19 protein-coding genes are annotated in these 19791 nt (G+C 71.2%); 7 read left to right on the top strand and 12 right to left on the bottom strand.

Translation table 11 applies throughout. The features are described from left to right. Positions 1–273 (bottom strand): CBS domain-containing protein (locus tag ABZV40_RS44180; protein WP_355455912.1); only part of this gene is annotated, 273 nt, incomplete at its 3' end. A 12-nt stretch (positions 274–285) separates the two neighbouring features. Then, the gene (locus tag ABZV40_RS44175; RefSeq protein WP_355455910.1) at positions 286–972 is read right to left on the bottom strand and encodes a CBS domain-containing protein; all 687 of its coding nucleotides are present in this window, start codon (positions 970–972) and stop codon (positions 286–288) included. Between the two features lie 191 nt (positions 973–1163). Here ABZV40_RS44175 and ABZV40_RS44170 point away from each other — a divergent pair, with 191 nt between their 5' ends. Genes ABZV40_RS44170 through gap form a run of 4 tightly spaced genes read left to right on the top strand, consistent with a single transcriptional unit; the run spans position 1164 to position 4470 of the window. Next, complete coding sequence (locus ABZV40_RS44170; protein WP_355455908.1) at positions 1164–2159, top strand: nitroreductase family protein; 996 nt, start codon at positions 1164–1166, stop codon at positions 2157–2159. Further along, complete coding sequence (locus ABZV40_RS44165; protein WP_355455906.1) at positions 2156–2314, top strand: hypothetical protein; 159 nt, start codon at positions 2156–2158, stop codon at positions 2312–2314. Before ABZV40_RS44170 ends, ABZV40_RS44165 begins: the two co-directional genes overlap by 4 nt. A gap of 14 nt (positions 2315–2328) precedes the next feature. Continuing rightward, complete coding sequence (gene fbp / locus ABZV40_RS44160; RefSeq protein ID WP_355455904.1) at positions 2329–3450, top strand: fructose-1,6-bisphosphate aldolase/phosphatase; 1122 nt, start codon at positions 2329–2331, stop codon at positions 3448–3450. Positions 3451–3459: 9 nt separating this feature from the next. Further along, positions 3460–4470, top strand: coding sequence for a type I glyceraldehyde-3-phosphate dehydrogenase (gap, locus tag ABZV40_RS44155; protein ID WP_355455902.1), 1011 nt, complete (start codon positions 3460–3462; stop codon positions 4468–4470). Positions 4471–4474: 4 nt separating this feature from the next. Here gap and ABZV40_RS44150 read toward each other — a convergent pair whose 3' ends face one another. Further along, positions 4475–4990 (bottom strand): flavodoxin domain-containing protein, encoded by a 516-nt coding sequence (locus tag ABZV40_RS44150; protein ID WP_355455900.1) that lies wholly within the window; start codon positions 4988–4990, stop codon positions 4475–4477. A 125-nt stretch (positions 4991–5115) separates the two neighbouring features. Between ABZV40_RS44150 and ABZV40_RS44145 the strand changes: the two genes are divergently transcribed. After that, positions 5116–5610, top strand: a complete 495-nt coding sequence (locus tag ABZV40_RS44145; protein WP_355455899.1) for a flavodoxin domain-containing protein — start codon at positions 5116–5118, stop codon at positions 5608–5610. Positions 5611–5726: 116 nt separating this feature from the next. On the opposite strand, the gene mgtA is transcribed toward ABZV40_RS44145, so the two are convergent. The 4 genes from mgtA to ABZV40_RS44125 all read right to left on the bottom strand — a co-directional run bounded on the left by mgtA (position 5727) and on the right by ABZV40_RS44125 (position 12196). Continuing rightward, positions 5727–9557 (bottom strand): magnesium-translocating P-type ATPase, encoded by a 3831-nt coding sequence (gene mgtA / locus ABZV40_RS44140; protein WP_355455897.1) that lies wholly within the window; start codon positions 9555–9557, stop codon positions 5727–5729. 225 nt (positions 9558–9782) lie between these two features. Next, complete coding sequence (locus ABZV40_RS44135; RefSeq protein ID WP_355455895.1) at positions 9783–10532, bottom strand: slipin family protein; 750 nt, start codon at positions 10530–10532, stop codon at positions 9783–9785. A 158-nt stretch (positions 10533–10690) separates the two neighbouring features. Further along, positions 10691–11602: a universal stress protein gene (locus ABZV40_RS44130; protein WP_355455893.1), complete on the bottom strand. Its 912-nt coding sequence runs from the start codon at positions 11600–11602 to the stop codon at positions 10691–10693. 3 nt (positions 11603–11605) lie between these two features. Next, positions 11606–12196, bottom strand: a complete 591-nt coding sequence (locus tag ABZV40_RS44125) for a hypothetical protein (protein WP_355455891.1) — start codon at positions 12194–12196, stop codon at positions 11606–11608. 167 nt (positions 12197–12363) lie between these two features. On the opposite strand from ABZV40_RS44125, the gene ABZV40_RS44120 reads away from it, so the two are divergent. Next, the gene (locus ABZV40_RS44120) at positions 12364–12801 is read left to right on the top strand and encodes a hypothetical protein (RefSeq protein ID WP_355455889.1); all 438 of its coding nucleotides are present in this window, start codon (positions 12364–12366) and stop codon (positions 12799–12801) included. Positions 12802–12893: 92 nt separating this feature from the next. Here the strand turns inward: ABZV40_RS44120 and ABZV40_RS44115 are convergent, their stop codons facing one another. Genes ABZV40_RS44115 through ABZV40_RS44100 form a run of 4 tightly spaced genes read right to left on the bottom strand, consistent with a single transcriptional unit; the run spans position 12894 to position 18717 of the window. After that, positions 12894–13349 (bottom strand): universal stress protein, encoded by a 456-nt coding sequence (locus tag ABZV40_RS44115; protein WP_355455887.1) that lies wholly within the window; start codon positions 13347–13349, stop codon positions 12894–12896. After that, the gene (locus ABZV40_RS44110; RefSeq protein ID WP_355455885.1) at positions 13346–15940 is read right to left on the bottom strand and encodes a GNAT family N-acetyltransferase; all 2595 of its coding nucleotides are present in this window, start codon (positions 15938–15940) and stop codon (positions 13346–13348) included. Before ABZV40_RS44110 ends, ABZV40_RS44115 begins: the two co-directional genes overlap by 4 nt. A 12-nt stretch (positions 15941–15952) precedes the next feature. Further along, a complete protein-coding gene (locus ABZV40_RS44105; RefSeq protein ID WP_355455883.1) occupies positions 15953–18214 on the bottom strand; it encodes a heavy metal translocating P-type ATPase in 2262 nt (753 codons plus the stop codon). After that, entirely contained in the window at positions 18211–18717 is a 507-nt protein-coding gene (locus tag ABZV40_RS44100; RefSeq protein WP_355455881.1) for a universal stress protein, read from the bottom strand. Before ABZV40_RS44100 ends, ABZV40_RS44105 begins: the two co-directional genes overlap by 4 nt. Before the next feature lie 247 nt (positions 18718–18964). Here ABZV40_RS44100 and ABZV40_RS44095 point away from each other — a divergent pair, with 247 nt between their 5' ends. Beyond that, entirely contained in the window at positions 18965–19411 is a 447-nt protein-coding gene (locus ABZV40_RS44095) for a universal stress protein (RefSeq protein WP_355455879.1), read from the top strand. Between the two features lie 56 nt (positions 19412–19467). Here ABZV40_RS44095 and ABZV40_RS44090 read toward each other — a convergent pair. Next, on the bottom strand, positions 19468–19791 hold a 324-nt coding region (locus tag ABZV40_RS44090; RefSeq protein ID WP_355455877.1), incomplete at its 5' end, for a universal stress protein.

Genomic DNA, 19791 nt, shown 5'->3' with positions numbered 1-19791 from the left:
CGTCACCGCGGGCTTGGTCATCACCTGGGCCACGACGTCGCCGGGGGCGTGCCGCGGGACGGGCGGTTCGCCGTGCACCAGGCGGCGGGGGTCCTCCGGCAGCCGGTCGCGCAGCAGTTCGGCCTCGCTGACCACGCCGACGAACGTGCCGGCGGTGTCGACCACGGGCAGGGCGGTGAAGCCGCGGTCGGCCAGCAACCGGGCGGCGTCGCGGGCGCCGGTGTCCGGGCCGACCACCACGACCTCGGTCGTCATCACGTCTCGGGTCCTCATGTGAGTGCTCCTTCAGCCGAAGATCTCGGTCTGGCGCGGGTGGATCGTGTCGTTCCACGCGCATTGCAGCCGGTTGCGCAGGTCGACGACACCGGGCAGCGCGCGCACGAGGTGGTCGGCGATGTCGATCTCGCTCTGCCGTTCCAGCCGCCCCTGCAACGCCACCACGCCGTCGGTCACCTCGACGTCGATCGTGTCCGGGTCCACCCACAGCGTCCGGCCGAAGATCTCGTCGCGGATCGTCCTGCGCAGCTCGTCGTCGTCCTGCACGAAGACCTTCAGCAGGTCGCGCCGTGACAGCACGCCGACGAGCGCACCGTCGTCGTCCAGCACGAAAAGCCTGCGCACCCCGGTCTCGGCGAGCTCCCTGGCCGCCGCGCTGGCCGCGGTACCGGGCGAGACGCTCTTGACCGGACTGGTCATCAGGTCCCCGGCGGTCAGCCCGGCGGCCTGCTCGAAGCGGTGCTTCGCGTCGCGTCCGGCGAACAGGCCGGGCGCGTCCTCGGTGCCGCCGCGGAACTCCTCCTTCGGCAGCAGATCGGCCTCCGACACCACGCCCACCGGATAGCCTCCGTCCAGCACCGGCACGGCACTGATCGCGTGCTCTTCCAGCAGCTCCACGAGATCCTTGAACGGGGTCTCGACGTCTGCGCTGATCACCTCACGCGTCATCAGCGAGGAAACAGTCGGTTCACGCATGACAGACCCTCCGGCGATCCGTTCGTCCACATGTGCTCCCAGCGTCGTCGCGGTTGAGGCCGCCGGACACGTGCCAAAGGCGGCACCGCGCGGGACAGCGGTCCCGGCTCGCAGGGGACCTAGGCCCCTCACCCCGATCCGTTGGCACTGCGAGGTTTGAGACGGAGCTGCAGGACCTGGAGGTGAGCAGGATGGGCCGCGATCGACCGGACGAGAACACCCTGCGGGCGGCGGTGGCCCTCGCCTGCCGCGCGCCGTCGGTGCACAACACCCAGCCGTGGCGCTGGGAACTCGGTGAGCACAGCCTGCACCTGTACGCGGACCGCTCCCGCGCGCTGCCCGCGATCGACCCGCTGGGCGCGGACCTGACCATCAGCTGCGGAGCCGCACTGCACCACCTGCGGGTGGGACTCGCGGCGCTCGGCTGGCGAGCGGTCGTGCACCGCCTGCCGAATCCGGCGCAGCCCGACCACCTCGCCGCGATCGAGTTCCAGCCGTGCGAGCCGAACGAGGCGCACGTCGCACTCGCGGCCACGATCCCCAACCGGCGCACGGACCGCCGTGCGTTCTCGTCCTGGACGGTACCCACGGGCATCATCGATCAGCTCGTGGCGGACGCGCGCGCCGAAGGCGTCGAAGCCCAGGAGGTGCTGGGCCGCGCCCGCGACGAACTGTTGATGGCGATCGCGACGGCCGCGGCCGCGCAGGAGGCCGACCCGGCGTACCGGGCCGAGATCCGCGAGTGGACCGGCGTCTACCCCGGAGCCTCGGCAGGCGTGCCCGCGACCAACATCCCGGCCGGCTCGCGGCAGTACGGCAACCTCCAGATGCGCGAGCTCGCGGCCGGCGAGCTCCTGCAGACCGACCGGCTGCAGCTCAGCCAGGACGCCGGCTCCCTGATCGTGCTCAGCACCTCCTCCGACGACGAGCTGTCCCGCCTGCGGGCCGGTGAGGCGACCAGCGCCGTGCTGCTGGAGGCCACGTCCGCCGGCCTCGCGTCCTGCCCGCTCAGCCAGCCGCTGGAAGTCGTGGAGACCAAGGATCTCGTCCGCGACCAGGTGCTCGGTGGATCGACCTGCCCTCAGCTCGTCATCCGGGTCGGCTGGGCCGGGTTCAACGCCGACCCGCTGCCCGCCACCCCCCGCCGCCCCCTCGCTGACGTCCTCACCCGTCAGGAGCGCTCGTGAACAGCTACAACCGCGGCTTCACCACGCTCGGCGAGGACGACATCGCCGGGAACTGCGGCATCACCTCGATCGCGGTCGACCACGACGCCGGTCCCGCGGCACGAGCGGCGATCGAGTCCGCCGAACGCCGCCTTCTGCGGCACACCCTCCACTGAACCTGGAGACCACCATGATCACGCTCAGCATCATCAAGGCCGACACCGGCGGATTCGTCGGGCACTCCTCGGTGCACCCGGACATGCTCGCCGCGGCACAGGCCGCGCTGTCCACCGCTGTGGGCGACCGACTCCTGATCGACGCCAAGGTCGCGAGCTGCGGCGACGACATCTCACTCATCATGACCCACGAGCACGGCGCGGACGCCGAGCCGATCCACTCGTTCGCCTGGGACGTCTTCCTGCGCACCACCGAGATCGCCAAGCGCCTCGGGCTCTACGGCGCGGGTCAGGACCTGCTCTCCGACGCGTTCAGCGGCAACCTGCGCGGCATGGGACCCGGTTACGCCGAACTGGAGTTCACCGAACGCCCCAGTGAGCCGATCATCTGCTTCCTCGCGGACAAGACCGAACCCGGCGCGTGGAACCTGCCGCTGTACAAGATGTTCGCCGACCCGTTCAACACGGCCGGACTCGTCATCGACACGAACATGCACGCGGGCTTCCGGTTCGAGGTCTACGACCTGCACCAGGAGAAGAAGATCTGGTTCGACTGCCCCGCCGACCTCTACGAGATGCTGATGTACATCGGCGCGCCGGCCAGGTACGTCATCCACTCCGTGCGGTCGAAGACGCTGGACGAGCAGGCCGCCGCGACCTCCACGCAGAGGTTGTCCCTCATCGCCGGCAAGTACGTCGGCAAGGACGACCCCGTGATGATCGTCCGCGCCCAGTCCGGTCTGCCCGCGGTCGGCGAGGTGCTGGAACCGTTCGCCTTCCCGCACACCGTGGCGGGCTGCATGCGCGGTTCCCACCACGCGCCGATGATGCCGGTGTCCATCGGACAGGCCCACCCCGCGCGGTTCGACGGACCACCGCGGGTCACCGCGCTCGGTTTCCAGGTGCGCGACGGCAAGCTGATCGGCCCGCGCGACATGTTCGACGACCCGTCGTTCGACCGGGCCCGCAGTCAGGCCAACGAGGTCATGGACTACATGCGCCGCCACGGTCCGTTCGAGCCGCACCGCCTGCCGCTCGAAGACCTCGAGTACACCACCATGCGGCTGCTCGAAGAGCGCCTGGCCCCGCGCTGGGAACCGATGGCACCCGCACCCCTCCCCGTTCCAGCCAAGTAGGAGATCCTCATGCCGGTTCGCGTTGCCATCAACGGGTTCGGTCGCATCGGGCGCGACGTGCTGCGCGCCGCCATCGACCGCAACGACACGGCGATCGAAATCGTCGCCGTCAACGACATCACCACGCCGGAGACGCTCGCACACCTGCTCGCCTTCGACTCGACGTACGGGCCGTGGCGCAGGCACGTTTCCGCAGAGGGGAACACCATCACCGTTGACGACCACAGCATCCTGGTGACCGCGGAGGAGGACCCGGCGGAGCTCAACTGGGGACTGCTCGGGGTGGACATCGTCATCGAGGCCACCGGCCGGTTCCGCACCGGGCAGACGGCCGGCGTCCACCTCGAACGCGGTGCCCGCAAGGTGCTGATCACCGCTCCCGGCAAGGACGTCGACGCGACCATCGTGCTGGGCGTCAACGACGACACGTACGAGCCGGGCGCGCACCACATCATCTCGAACGCGTCCTGCACCACCAACTGCGCCGCCCCGATGGCGGCCGTGCTGGACGAGGCGTTCGGCATCGTCGAAGGCGTCATGACGACGATCCACAGCTACACCGGCGACCAGGCGCTGCTGGACCGCCCGCACAAGGACCTCCGCCGGGCGCGTTCCGCCGCGGTGAACATCATCCCCACCTCGACCGGCGCGGCCCGCGCCATCGGGCTCGTCATCCCGTCGCTGAACGGCAAGCTCGACGGGCTGGCCGTGCGGGTGCCGGTCGAGGACGGCTCGCTCACCGACCTGACGGTCCGGCTCGCCGAGCCGGCCACCGCGGGTCAGGTGAACCGCGCCTTCGCGGAGGCGGCAGCTCAGCACCTCAAGGGAATCCTGCGCTACACCACGGATCCCGTCGTGTCGCGCGACATCATCGGCGACCCCGCGTCCTGCGTGTTCGACGCGTCGCTCACCAAGGCGCAGGGCCACGTGGTGAAGGTGATGGGGTGGTACGACAACGAGTGGGGCTATGCCCACCGCACGGTGGACCTCGCGGACCGCGTCGCCCGCACCCTGCCCTGACCGGTCAGGTCTTCTGTTCGGCGAGCGCGTCGGCGATCGACGCGCTCCACTTCTCCATCTCGGCCCAGTCGCGGAAGTCGCCGAACCGGCCGCCCATCGCGCGGAACAGCAGGGCGCCGAACTTCCCGAACGCCGCCGCCGTGAGCACGCCGGTGAACAGCCGGTGTTCCACCGGAGTGACGTCCATGAGCAGCTCGGCGAGGATGTCGTTCTCCTCCAGCATCGCCCACCTGCGCAACGGGCCGCGCAACGCGCCGGGCGAACCGACGCTGAACAACCAGACCGGTTTTCCGCTCAGACCACGACGGTTGGCGGCGAGGAAGTCCGCGGCCACCGGCAACCAGGCCTGGTCGTGCACCGCGCTGCCGACCACGAACGCGTCGTAGCCCGCCACGTCGGTCACCTCCTCGACCGGGCGCAGCACCACTTCGTGCCCCCGTGCCATCAGCGCACCTGTGATCCACTCGGCGACCCCCGCCGTCGAGCCCGCGGCACTCGCGTACGCCACCAGAACTCTCACCACTGCCTCCTCTTCCACCTTCCAGGATCGCCGCGGTGGAAGAACGAGTTCAGTAGCCCGCGTCCCTGCTCACGGGAGCACAAGTGCTCTGGCCCCGGTGAAACCGCCGGTTCGAAAGTACTGTCATGGCTGAAGTTCTCGTCGCGTACGCGACCAAGATGGGTGGTACGAAGGAGATCGCCGAAGCGATCGCGGCACGGATCCGCGCCGCCTCGCACGAGGTGATCGTGCTGGACGCCGCGAAGGTCCGGTCGGTCGAGCCGTACAAGGCGGTCGTGCTGGGCAGCGCGCTCTACGCGGGCCGGTGGCGTCCGGGGGCGGTGAGGATGTTGAAGCGCACCGAACACGCGCTCGCGCGGAAACCGGTGTGGTTGTTCCACAGCGGACCGCTCGGCGCCTCACAGGTCCCGCAGCGCGCGCCGCGCAGGGTCCGGGAACTCGCGGCCCGCATCGGCGCCGATCAGCCGATCACCTTCGGAGGCCGGCTCACCGCGCAGACCGCTGCCGGGTTCCTGGCGCGGAAGATGGCCCGGGGTCCGATGGCCGGCGACTACCGGGACTGGGACGCGATCGACCAGTGGGCGCACTCGATCGCCGAGCACCTGGTCGCGGCACGTTGAGCAGCCGGTCACCGCGCTCTCGGCAGATCGTGGGTTGCGGGGATCTCCGGCGCCACGAACGAGTTCATCGATCAGACGCCCTCCGGTCTGTTCGGACAGTTCTCGCCCTCGGCACCTCATGACGTGAGCGGGAAACGGCGTTTGGCCAGCTCGTTGGCTGCGACGTAGAGCACGGTCAGCGCGGCGAGCGCGGTGAGCAGCAACGCGTCCGGTGGTACGAGTCCGAGGAGGGCGGCCAGCGGGGTGTACGGCAGCACCGGCACCACCAGGCCGACCAGGCCGCTGGTGATCAGCAGCGCGCGGCCGGGGCGGCTGCGGTAGAAGGGCTTCGCGGTCCGCAGCACCAGCATCACGGCCAGTTCGGTGGCGGTGGACTCGATGAACCAGCCGGTGTGGAACAGCGACGCGTCCGCGTGGAAGACCAGCCGCAGGACGAGGAAGGTCGCGATGTCGAAGGCGGAGCTGAGCAGGCCGAACACCACCATGAAGTTGCGGATGCCGGTGATGTTCCAGGCGCTGGGGCGACGAAGCTGCTCGGGGTCGACGGAGTCACCGGCGATGGTGGTGGCGGGGATGTCGGACAGGAAGTTCAACAGCAGGATCTGCCGCGGCAGCAACGGGAGGAACGGCAGGAACGCCGCGGCGACGGCCATGGAGAGCACGTTGCCGAAGTTCGCGCTGATGGTGACCCGCACGTACTTCAGCGTGTTGGCGAAGGTGCGCCGGCCCATCCGGACACCGTCGGCGATGACAGCGAGGTTCTTGTCCAGCAGCACGATGGCGGCTGCCTGCTTCGCCACGTCGGCCGCGCTGTCCACGGAGATGCCCACGTCGGCGGCGTGCAGCGCGGGTGCGTCGTTGATGCCGTCGCCGAGGAAACCCACGGTGGCGCCGGCGGCGCGGAACGCGGCCACCAGCCGCCGCTTGTGCAGCGGCTGCACCTCGGCGAACACCGTCGTGTCGGCTGCTCGTGCGGCGAGCCCCGCATCGTCGAGTTCGTCGATGGCGTCCCCGGTGAGGGTGGGACCGGTGAGCCCGACCTCGCGGGCGATGTGCTCAGCGGCGAGCCGGTTGTCGCCGGTGACCAGCCGCACCGAGATGCCCTGCGCGGCGAGGTCGGCGATGGCCTGGGCGGCGCCGTCCTTGGCGGAGTCGTGGAAGGCGAGCAGCCCGGTCAGGACCATGCCGGTCTCGTCGTCAGCGGTCGCCGTGCTGCGGCCGGGCAGCGGTTTGACCGCCACGCCGAGCACTCGGTAGCCCTGCGCGCTGAGCGTGGCGAACTGCCGGCGGACCTGGTCGGCGACGTGCCGCAGCGGGCGATCGCCGGTGGCGGTGGTGCACACGTCGAGGACGTTGTCCAGTGCGCCCTTGGTGATGAGCAGGGGCCCGCGGCCGGGATCGTGGACCAGGACGGACAGGCGCTTGCGGTGGAAGTCGTACGGGACCTCGTCGAGCCGCTGTCTCGGATCACCGGGTGGAGCTCCGAGCAGCACCGCCTGGTCGAGCGGGTTGGGGAAGCCGTGTTGCAGTCCCGCGTTGAGGCGGGCCAGCCGCAGTGTCTCGGGGCTGTCGTGGCCGTCGAGGTCGTAGGCGGCGTCCAGCCGGATCGCACCGGCCGTCAGGGTGCCGGTCTTGTCCGTGCACAACACGGTCGTGGCGCCGAAGTCCTCGATGGCGTCCAGCCGTTTGACGATCACCCGCTCGGCGGCCATGCGCCGGGCGCCGGCGGAGAGACTGACCGCGACGATGGCGGGCAGCAGCTGCGGGGTGAGGCCGACCGCGAGCGCCAGTGAGAACAGCAGCGACTCGATCAGTGGCCGGTCCAGCACCACGTTCACCACCAGGATCGCGCCGACGAGCACGATCATCGCGCGCACCAGCAGGGTGCCGAAGCGGGTCATGCCGCGTTCGAACCCGGTGACCACGTCCTGGCCGGCCAGGTCGACGGCCACCGCGCCGAAGCGCGTGTCGCGGCCGGTGAGGGTGACCAGGGCGGTGCTGGTGCCGCTGACGACGTGGGTGCCGGCGAGGAGTGCGGCGGTACTCGTCTTCTCCACGGGGAACGATTCGCCGGTCAGCATCGACTCGTCGACCAGGAGGTCGTGCGCGGTGAGCGCGGTGGCGTCGGCGGGGATGATGTCGCCGGCCCGCAGCACCACCACGTCGCCGGGGACGACGTCCTCGGCGGGCACGGAGATCTCCCGGCCGTCGCGGAGCACCTCGACCTCCACCCGCACCCTGGCGAGCAGCGCGTCGACCACACGTCCGGCGGAGTGCTCCTGCCAGAACCCGAGTCCGCCACTGGCGGTGATGATGGCCAGGATGATCAGCCCGTCGGTGAGGTCACCGACCATCATGGACAGTGCGGTGGCGACGACGAGGATCACGATGATCGGGCTCGTGAACTGGGCCAGCAGCAGCCGCAGTCCGCGGTACCCGCGGCGCACCTCGACGCGGTTCGGGCCGTGTGCGGCCAACCGGCGTGCCGCCTCGGCACCGGACAGCCCGTCCTCGGGCCGACCTGGCGGGACACTCGGGGCAGGCACGGGATCACGGCTGCGCAAGGCCGCGCGGAGATCGGACAGCACCGGGGTTCCCCGCCTGTCGTCGATGCTGCGCAGCGCGGCCCACCCGGCCAGCACCGTCAGCAGGCCGGCGACGAGCAGCACGATCCGGGTGGTGGACAGGGAGACCTCGACGGTGCCGAGCGGCACGGAGTGCGGACCGTCCAGCCCGGCGAGCGCGCTGGACACCGAGATGCCCAGCAGCAGCACGATCCGGATGCCGGTGAGCACCACGGCGAACACCCGGCCGCGGAGCTCGTCGCCCACACCCGTGCCCAGCAGTGTCTCGCCCACCAGCAACGCCATACCGGCCGCGGCGCCGATCGCGAAGGCGCAGGGCAGCGCGACCGCCAGGTGCGGAGCCAGGGCGAACCCGCTCACCCCGAGCCCGCCGAGCCCGATCGACAGCGCGAACCAGCGCCGTCGTGACAGGTCGTGCACCAGGCTCGGGCCTCCCGCGACGCCCGCCGCGAGGCCCAGGAACAGCGTCGCGAACAGCAGGTAGAACGTCGCGTCGCCACCCCCGAGGGATCGGGTGTAGAAGTGCGCGGTGCCGATCACGACGCCGGCACCGGTGAACGCCGCCAGGATCCCCTGGATGAGTCCGCGCACGAGTGGCGTGCGCCGGATGTAGGCCAGGCCGTCGAGCAGCTGAGCCAGCGCGCCGGGGCGGTCGGAGGCGTGCGGGCGCCCGCCGATCTCGCGGATGCCGAAGTACACGACGGCGGCGTTGGCCAGGAAGGTCAGCGCGTTGAAGTACAACGCGGTGTCGGTGGGATCGGCCCACACGGGGATCCGCGCCCCGAACAGCGTCGCGGTCAACCGGTCCAGGCCCGCGATGACCAGCGCGCCGAGCACGGGTGTCACCCCGAAGCTGGTGACCAGCCCCAGCTGGTTCGCCGTCTCCACCCGTTGTGGGGGCAGCAGGTTCGGCAGCGCCGCCTCTTTCGTCGGCGTCCACACCATGCCCACCGCCTCGACGACGAACACGGCCACAGCGGCCCAGCCCACCACCACCGCCGGGACGGACACGACCAGCCCGACGATCGGGATCGAGGCGTACAGCACGCACCTGAGCAGGTCGCACACGGCCAGCGTGCGGCGACGATCGAACCGATCGGCGAGCACGCCCGCCACCGGACCGAGCACCAGCGCCGGCAACAGCCGCACCGCGATCACGCCACCGAACGCGAGTCCCTTCGCCGCCGCCCCACCCACGTGACCGGCGGCGAACGTCGAGGTCGCGAGCAGACCCATCCAGTCGCCCACGGACGACACGCCCAGCACGAGCCACAACCGCCGGAACGACTGGACCTGGAGCACTTCTCGCACACGCGTCAGTTCGCCGCCCGCGAAGCGCGCCCGCAGCTGTGGGATCAACACACCGCAATGGCATCAAGCACCCGGCGACCGCACCAGGGACGTACGCCTCACCACGAAGGGCCGGACGTCTCTCCCCCAGGCCGTGTCCGGGGTGGCGGGACAGCGGGTGCGAGCCGTTGCTGGAGGCGACCGCTCCGCCCCTGCCAGAAGCCCAGCGGGTAGAGGCGGCGTCGCCGAGCCTCATGACCTACGAGACCGTGATCGCGTCCAAGGCCCGTGCCACCGCTAACCCATCTGACTCAACGGGTCACGTGCGGCAGGGATCTCGTGGGCCACAAACGTGTTCATCGCGCGGACGCTGTCCATCAGCTGCGCCGGGAACACGATCGTCGAGTTCCGCTCGATCGCGATTTCTCCCAGCACCTGAAGGTTGCGCAACTGCAGGGCGATCGGGTGCCGCCCGATGACGTCCGCCGCCTCCGCCAGCTTGCCCGCCGACAACGCCTCACCCTCCGCCGCGATGATCTTGCCGCGCTTCTCCCGCTCGGCTTCGGCCTCGCGGGCCATGGCGCGCTGCATCGACTGCGGCAGCTCGATGTCCTTCAGCTCGACGAGCTCGACGAGCACACCCCACCGCTCGGTCGTGGCGTCCAGGATCTCCTTGATCTTCTCGTTGAGCGTCTCGGTCTCCGCCAGGACGTGGTCCAGCGGCGAGCGACCGACCACGTTCCGCACCGTCGTCTGCGCGATCTGACTGATCGCCGCCTCGACGTTCTCGATCTCCACGATCGACTTCACCGGATCGACCCTGCGGAAGTACGCCACCGCCGCGACCCCGATCGACACGTTGTCCTTCGTGATCACCTGCTGCGACTGGATCGGCATCGTCACCGTGCGCAGACTGACCTTCCTCATCTTGTCCGCCAGCGGAATCATGAACCGCCAACCCGGCTCCCGCACGTTGTGCAGCTTGCCGAGCCGGAACACCACACCGCGTTCGTACTGCCGGACGATCGCCATGCCGAGATTGCTCACGACTTCCTCCCGAGTTCTTCTCGCCGTCTCGTTCCACGGTCGTCAGGGCCGGCCCCCGCGCCCACTGCCATGGGTCTCGTCCGCAGTGGTCCCAAGGACTCTGGGTGCGGTTCCCGGGGGCACGTGACGACGCGGGTGCGGCGTCCCGTCTCCGTGTCCTACCGAGCACTTCGGGCATCACGCACCTGTTCGGCGAGCACGGGCCGCACCAGGAGCACCGGGCACGACGCGTGCCGGACGAGCGACTGGCTCGTCGAACCGAGCATCATGCCGGTGAGGCCGCCGGTACCGCGTGCGCCCGCGACGAGCAGGCTCGCGCCTTCGGCGAACTCCAGGAGCCGGTGCGCGGCCGAACCGTGCACGACGTACGTCTTGACCTCCACGCCGGGGTGCCGGTCCGCGCAGGACTCCAGCCGCTGGGCGACCGTCGCCTCGCGCACGAGGTCGAGCTCGGACCACACGACACCGACGGACTCGGCGATCCTCGCCGTCGCCAGCGGCGGCCGCCAGGCGTGCACGGCCACCAGCTCGGTGCCGCGCGCCTCGGCTTCCTCGAACGCCCGGTCCACGACGTACCAGTTCTCCGGCGCGCCGTTGACCCCGACGACCACTGGCCCGTCCGGCGCCGGGTCATCGCCTCTCACCACGACAACAGGGCACTTGGCGTGGCACGACAACGCCAGCGCGACCGAGCCGACCACCAGGCCGGTGAACCCGCCGAGGCCGCGTGAGCCGACCACGACCAGCGCCGCGGTCGTCGACTCGTCCAGCAGCAACCGGGCGGCGGACCCGACCTCGACGCGCACCTGAACGTCAACATCGGGAGCGAACTCGGCCGCTGCGGAGACGGCGGCGCGCACCCACCGCATCGCTTCCTCGTGCAAGGCCTGCCGCGCGGTGCCCGACAGGTCCGGTGCCGCGGCGGGCAACGGCAGCTCCGCGTGCACGACACGCAGGGCCGCGGTCCGGCGCGCCGCCTCCGCCGCCGCCCAGCGCACCGCGTTCAGCGCGGAGTCCGATCCGTCCAAGCCCACGACAACCGTGTTGGTGTGTCCGATGGGGACGGTCACGGCTCACCTGCCCGTCCACTCCGGCGCGATCCGCTTCCACTCGTCGGCCCACCGCATCGAGCGGAACCGCGTGTGCGTGAACCTCGCGGCGAGGTACAGCAGCGCCATCGAACCGGCGGCCGCGCTCCACAGCAGGAGAGCCAGCACGATCGCGTCGATCGCGGCGCCACCGGTGGTGATCGGAGGCTCGGTCAGGCCTCCGTTCCGGTCGATCCAGATCGGCACGGTGGCCCCTGCCTTGGCGTCGTAGTGCGCCTGGACGGGTGCCTGCCGGGCACTTCCGTCCGGCAGGCGCCACCTCGCGAGCACGGGCGTCGTCTCGACGCCACCCCGCTCGGTGGAGCCGATCGTGGGTGGGGCGTCCTCGACCAGGGTCGCCTCCCCGCGGGTCTTGCTCACCTGCTCGACGGCGACGCGCTCGCGCTTCGCCGCGAAGATCTCGGAACCGGTCGCGCCCGCCACGGGCACGGCCAGCATCGCGACCGCGACGCCCAGCACGAGCACCGTGCTCTCGATCCGGTCACCGGCGGTGGCGAGCTTGTTGCGGTAGGGAAAGGCCTGATGGACGAGTCTGGACATCGGTTTCGCGGTCACGGTCCACCTCCTGGTTCCAGATTTCCGGGTGGGCGCTCCGGGCCCCAGGGACCAACGTCTCGACCCCGCTGAGCCCGTGGTCTCGGCCGGAAAGGAGTCTCCGTGCGCTGTTGGCGGCGCGGGTCGCGCCGAAGTCTGGAAGCACCTTCGAATCCGGGGAGAACGCCATGACCACGCCCTTCATCGCCGACGGCGACCAGCGCTACGCCGGCGTCCGCGATCGTGCGCTCGCCGCGATGCTCGCCGAGGAGGACGCGGCAGAGGAACTCGGCCTGAACCCGCTGGAGCGCGTCTCGTGCCGCCTGCACCGCCGCTGGCTGCACCACTGCGTGCACTCCGCCGACCACGTCATCAAGGTCACCGGCCACCGATGGTGCCGCGACTGCTCGTCCGCCGCGTCGGTCGGCGTCGACGAGCTGACCGGTGACGTGGTCGTTCGCTGCGAGACGTGCCGCCGGACGCCGGACACGTCCGCGACCCGCCAGATCGTCCGCGCGTGCCGGGCGAGTCTCTCGGCGGCGCAGGGCTTCTTCGTCGATCACACGATCGCGGGAGCGGTCCGGACAGCGAGTCGCCCGGGTCCGGAACCACGGGTGGCTGCTTGAACCAGCTCAGCTCGGCCGTACGCCGAGCTCGCTTGCCCAGCCGGGCACGTCGATCGTGCTCAGCAGATGGGCGATCATGTTGATCCTCGGCCTCAGCGGGCCGTCTCCGCCGGTTCCCGGTCGGTCACCGGGATCACGACGACCGGCGAGTGGGCGTGCCGCACGACGTGCATGCTCGTCGAGCCCAGCACGATCTGGCGCATCCAGTGACCGGTGTGCGAGGCGACCACGAGCAGCGCCGCGCCCTCCGACGCCTTCTCCAGCACCTCGGCCGCGTATCCGCGCAGACTCCGCTGGACGATCTCGGGCAGCTCGGTGCGTCCCTGCGACACCGCGCGCACGGCCTCACCGATCAGCGCCTCCGACTCGGCCGAGGCCTGCTCGACGGTGGTCTCCCGCCAGTCCGCCAGGGGCTCGAAGTCCCAGGCGTTGACGACGTGCAGCGGGCAGCCGCGCACGAGAGCCTCGTCCATCGCCCACCGCAGCGCGCCGTTCGACGCCTCGGTCCCGTCCACTCCCACCACGACGGGGTTCGCTGTCGTGCTCATCTCGTCCTCCTCAGTTGCCGCAGAAACGGGTCGATCGGTCGTGCTCGGGCGACGCGGATCCTGGCGTCCACCACCAGGCAGCCGGTGCTCGTCACGACGAGCGGGTTGATGTCGAGCTCGGTGATCTCGGGCAGTGCGGCGGCGAGATCCGCCACACGCAGCAGCACGTCCCGCACAGCTGCCTCATCGGTCGCCGCGAGCACCGCACCGGCGGCGCGGTAACCGCGCATCAGGTCGTCAGCGTCTGCAGTGGACAGTGGAGCGAGTGCGGCGGCACGGTCGTCGATCAGGTCGGTGTCGACCCCGCCGAGCCCGGTGACGACGAGCGGGCCGAACTTGTCGTCCGTGGCGACGCCGACGAGGAGCTCCCGCTCGCCTGACTCCATCGGCTGCACGAACACCCCGCGCAGGCGGTCGCCGAAACGGTCCCGGAAGGCGCGGAACGCCTCCGCCACCGCGGCCTCGCCGGCGATGCCGAGCACGACGCCGCCGCCCTTGCTCTTGTGCAGCAGGTCCTCCGCGACGGCCTTCATCGCGACCGGGCAGTCGTAGGCGCGTTGCGCGGCGACGGCGTGTTCCTCGGTCGTCGTCAGGGTTCCGCCCAGCACCGGCAGCCCGAACGCCTTGAGCAGGCGCACCACCTCGTCCGGGGGCAGCCAGCCCTCCGGGTTGCGGGCGATGACGCCCTGCGCGGTCCGCAGGTCGACATCGGCCTGATGCGTGAGCTCCCGCGGCCGGTCGAGCCACTCGGCGCGGTCCGCCAGCCGGGCCAACGCGGCCGCGGCGCGGGCCGGCTCGGCACAGCAGGGCACCTCGTCCGCGAGACGTCCGGTCTGACCGGTGCGCACCGCGAGCACCGGCTTGCCGGTGAGCCCGTGCACGCCACCCGTGGGGTCTCCGAGCGCGGTCGGCACCGTCACGGTGATCACCGCGTCGACCGCGGGATCTGCACCGACGACGTCGAGGCAGCGGCCGAACGTCTCCTCGTCGACGACCGCCGTCGTGTCGACCGGATTCTGCACACTCGCCGCCGGTGAGAGCAGACGGCTCAACGAGTCCACGGTCGCGGCGGACAGTTCCGCCATCCGCAGTCCGTTGCGGACGCACGCGTCCGCGGCCAGCACGCCGAGACCGCCCGCGTTGCCCAGCACGGCGACCGACCTGCCTCCCGGCACGGGTTGCCGCAACGCCAGCACGACGTCGACCAGTTCCGGCACGCCGTCGACCGTGATCACACCCGCCTGCCGGAACAACGCGTCCCTGGTGACGGAGGGCGTGGCCGTCGACGCGGTGTGCGAGGCCGCGGCCCGTTGCCCGGCCTCGCTGCTCGCCGCGCGGATCGCGATCACCGGCTTGTGCTTCGCGACCTCGCGGGCCAGCCGGGAGAACTTGCGCGGGTTGCCGAACGACTCCAGGTACAGGGCGACGACCCGCGTCTCCGGATCTTCCTTCCACCACATCAGCAGGTCGTTGCTGCTGATGTCGAGCTTGTCCCCGGTGGAGACCAGACCGGACAGCCCGAGGCCGAGCCGTCGCAGCTCCTCCTGCACGGCGATCGCCACTCCGCCGGACTGGGTGACCAGCCCGATGTCGCCCGCGATCGTGTCGCGGGCGGCGAACGTGGCGTTCATCCGCACCGCGGGCGAACTCGTGGACACACCGAGGCAGTTCGGGCCGACCAGGCGCATCCCATGTGCGCGAACGGGTTTCATGAGCTCGTCCGGATCGACCCCCGACGAGATGACGGCCAACGCGCGGACACCGCGCCGTCCGCACTCCTCGGCGACACCGGGTACGGCCTTCGCCGGCACGCACAGCACCGCGAGCTCCGGAGCCTCCGGCAGCGCGGTCACCGAGCTGTAGCAGTCCACGTTCGCCACCGACGTGGCATGCGGGTTGACCGCGTACAGGTCACCGGTGAAGTTGCCGTCCACGAGGTTGCGCAGCACGGCGTGGCCCACCGAGCCCGGCGACCGGCTCGCTCCCACCACGGCGATCGAACCCGGCCGCAACACGTGGGTCAGGCTCGCCACGTCCGCCTTCGCCTCGCGTTCGGCGACCGCGTCGAGGTAGCGCTCGCAGGGCTCCAGCCCGAGGTCGACGTGGACGACGTCGCCGTCCGGCACGACCGTCCACACCAGACCCATGTCGGTGAACACGCGCAGCATCCGGAAGTTCATCGTGAGGACCTCGGCCGTGAACTTCCGCACGCCACGGCCGCGCGCCAGCGAAGCCAGGTGTTCGAGCAGCAACGTGCCGACCCCGTGCGCCTGCTCGGCGTGCGTCACCACGAGCGCGACTTCGGCGCACTCCGGGTCGTCCGTCACGACGTAGCTGGCCGCACCGAGCAGACGTCCCTCCCGCAACGCGCCCAGCACCACGTGCCGCGGCTCGTCCGGGGACACCATCCGCCGCACGAAGTCCTCGAGCTGCCGCGGCGAGGTGCTGAAGAACCTCAGGTACTTGTCCTCCACCGGGAGCGACCTGTGCAGGTCCAGCAACGTCGTGGCGTCACCCGGTCCCAGCTCGCGCACCTCGACGACCGAGCCGTCGGTGAGAAGCGCCCGCACGGGCGCCAGTTGCCGGTCCACGTCGATCCTCCCTCAGCGCGGGTCCGCGAGCACGAAGTAGCTCTCTTCCTCCTGTGCGAAGTGCAGGCGCAGCACGGCGTCCAGGCCGTAGAGGGTGGCGCGCAGGTCGGCGACCTGGTCGGCGGTCATGCCGTCCGGTTCAGCGAGGTGCCGTCCGAGGCGGCGCGCCAGTCGTTCGATCTCGGCGTGGCCGCGGCTCATGGGAACTGTCGCGTGCTGGTCGTCGAACTCCGCCGTCAACGCCGGGTAGAGCTCGTGTTCTTCGGCGCGTTCGTGAGGCAGGAGCCGCTCGGTCACCAGTTGGTGGGCGTGCCGCACGGCCTCCGCTGCCTCCGGCGTCATGCCGGCGTGGAGACCGTCCGCGGCCGTGCGCACCGCGTCCCGCACGTCCTGCAGCACAGCGTGCTCCGCGTCGAACCTGGCCAGCAGCCTGGTCGTCTCCGGGCGCATCCTGCTGCGCCGCAACGGAAGCAGCGCGCGCAGCGAGTAGAGGATGACCGCGACGTCGATCGCCTCCTGAACAAGCGCGCCGCCGACTGCGGGGAGGAGCCCGAACGCGGCGAAGCCCATCGCCACGAGCGCCAGCCCCATGCCGGCCGCCGCACTCTGGGTCGCGATCCGCTTGGCGTGCGCGGCGATCTCGACACCGTCGGCCAGCCGGTCGATGCGGTCGTCCAGGATGATCGCGTCCGCTGCCTGGGCGGCTGCCGCGCTGCCGCGGTTTCCCAGCGCCACTCCGACGTCCGCGGCGGCCAGCGCGGGTGCGTCGTTGATGCCGTCGCCGACCATCACGGTGACGCCGCCGGACCGTTCTTCCCGGACCCGCGCGACCTTGTCCTCCGGCGTGCACCGCGCCACCACGTCGTCGAACCCGAGGAGGCCGGCGACGTCCTGCGCCACCGACGGCCGATCGCCGGTCAGCATGACGACCCGGCGCAGGCCCGCCGCCCGCAACCGGCGCACCGTCCTGACCGCCTCGCGCCGCACCGGATCGCGCAACAGCAACGCTCCGGCGAACTTCCCGTCGGTCCTCACCCACACGACCGTCGCCGCGTCCAGCCGCGCTTTCCCGGCCACGGCGCGTTCCCAGTCCTGGCTGGGCTCCTCGTCCCGGTCGCCGACGCGCACCGTGGACGGCCCGATGCGTCCGCTGACGCCGTGGCCAGGCTGTTCGTGGACCTGCTGGGCGGGTTCGACGTGCAATCCCGCGGTTCTCGCCGCCTCCACCACCGCCGATGCCAGCGCGTGCGCCGACAGCTGCTCGACCGAGGCCGCGATGCCGAGCACGCCGGGGGCCGTCCAGCCGGGCGCGGGAACGACGTCCACCACGACGGGCCGCCCGACCGTCACGGTGCCGGTCTTGTCCAGCACCGCCACCCGCGCGCTGCCCAGCGCCTCCAGCGCCTGCCCGTCCCGCAGCACGACGCCGACACGGGCAGCACGCGACATGCCCGCCGTGATCGCGACCGGCACGGCCAGCAGCAACGGGCACGGGGTCGCGGTCACCAGCACCGCCACCGCCCGCGACAGCTCGCCTGTGATCACCGTCGCGAGGCCCGCCACCAGCACGGCGACGGGAAGGAACACCGTGGCGATCCGGTCCGCCACCCGCACGACGGGTGCGCTCATGGCCGCCGCTTCCTCGGCCAGCCGCACAACGCCCGCGTAAGTGCTCTCCTGCGCTGTGGCGGCGGCCTGCACGTCGACCGCGGCCCCGACCACCAGCACACCGCTGCGCACGCGTTCTCCGCGCAGCCGGTTGACCGGATCCGGTTCACCGGTCAGGGCGGACTCGTCGAACGTGGCGTCGCCGAGCAGGATCCCGTCCACCGGCACGACCTCACCGGGCCGCACCACCACCTCGTCACCGGGCACGACCTCGTCCACCCCGACCGCACGCAGCCCGTACACCTGCCGCACGTGCGCCTGCCTCGGCGCGCGCTCCAGCAGCGCGCTCAGGTCCCGGCGCGCCCTGCGCCGCGCGTAGTCGTCCAGCGCGTGCCCGGTCCCGACCATGACGGCCACGACAGCGCCCGCCAGGTACTCGCCGACCACGAGCGTGCCCACGAGGGCGAGGATCGCGAGCACATCCGCGCCGAACCGCTTGGCGCGCAGGTCCTCGACCACCCACCACACCGCGGGGACGACAGCGACCGCCGTCGCGACGGCCCACCAGATCCGCGCACTCGGCGGATCCTGAAGCCACACCACCCCGCCCCCGACGGTGACGAGCACCACCACCGTCAGGAAGACATGGCCGGCACGTGCCTTCACAGCAACGGTCCAGGGGTCAGCGGCACGGCGGCGTCGACGGTGGCCGGCTCCGGCTGCTCCGCCTTCGGCTCGCGGATCACGACCACCGGGCAGGAGGCGTGGTGCACGCAGTGCGAGCTGACCGAGCCCAGGATCGCCTCGACGATCGGACTGTGGCCGCGGTTGCCGACCACCAGCAGCTCAGCGTCCTCGGACGCGTCGATCAGCGCGGTCCGGGGATCGGCCTCGACGAGGATCCGGCGGATCTCCACGCCTTCGAGGCCCTCGACGGCCTTGTCCAGACCGGCCTGAGCCGCGGCCCGCATCGCCTCCGGCGACATCGACATGACCACCGCGGCGGACTCCGCGCCGATGACGAACCCGTAGTCCGGATGCCACGCGCAGACCGCGTCGACCCGGCACCCACGCCGCCGAGCGTCCTGCACGGCCCATTCCAACGCCGCCCGCGCGGCGGCCGATCCGTCCACGCCGACCACCACGGGCCGGGACTCGTTCTCGCTCATGCACTTCAGCCTCACGGTCCGCGTCATCACCGGTGAGTGGCCGGGGTCATGTGCGGTGCGGGACCTTCGTCCTGACAGGCCGTGCGACGGCCTTCACGACGCAGGCGTCCAGTCCGGGGCGCACATGAGGATTCGCCTCGGCAGCGGCTGTCAGCAGGGCGAATCGGCTCGCCCCGGTCATGACGTTGGTCCCTGCCAGCCGACGTGGAGCAGCGGCCACGCTCGTGGCGAGCGATGGGAGCGGAAGATGAGGAAACCTGTGATCGTGGTCGGCGTGGACGGTTCCGCGCAGGCGAATGCCGCACTGCGGTGGGCGCTGGAGGAGTCGGCGCGCCGAAGCGCCAGGGTGGAGGCGGTGCTGACCTACTTCCACGAGCCCGTGTTCGTGCCGGCGACCCTGATGGGCCTGAACCCGTACGGCGACAGGCCGCAACGCCACCCTGCCGAGGAACTGCACGCCAACGTGCAGTCGGCCCGCGCGGCGCTGCCCGATGCGCCGGACGTGACCGAAGTCGTCGAGGTGGGCGACGCGGCGGAGCACCTGGTCGAAGCCTCTCGGCACGCCGACCTGCTCGTGATCGGCACGCGCGGTCACGGCCGGGTCGCGGGCGCTGTGCTGGGCGGAGTCGCCCTGAAATGCCTGCAGCGCGCGGAATGCCCGGTCGTGGTCATTCCGCCGCGTGCCGTGAAGTGACCGGAACCGACCGGGGCGGCCTCCCCCACCACGAGAAGGCCGCCCCGGTGTTCCTCTCACCCGGCCGGGCGGACGATCGCCAGCGGGCACGGCGCGTTGTAGACGAGCGCCTGGCTCGTCGACCCGAGCAACATGCCCGCGAACCCACCATGCCCGTGGCTACCCACCACCACGAGCTGCGCCTCCGCCCCATACCGCATCAGAGCCCGCACCGGACGATCCCGCAACACCACGCGCTGGACCCCGACGTCCGGATACTTCTCCTGCCACCCCGCCAGCCGCTGCGCCAGCAACCGCTGCTCCTCACCCTCGACCTGACCCCAGTCCACGGTGAACCGCGACGCGCTGTACGCACTCTCCACCATGAAATCCTGCCAGCA

The sequence above is a fragment of the Lentzea sp. NPDC004782 genome (assembly GCF_040609115.1).
Lineage (GTDB): Bacteria > Actinomycetota > Actinomycetes > Mycobacteriales > Pseudonocardiaceae > Lentzea.
Note: the sequence above shows the minus strand (reverse complement) of the source record. Positions and strands in the feature narration are given on the sequence as shown.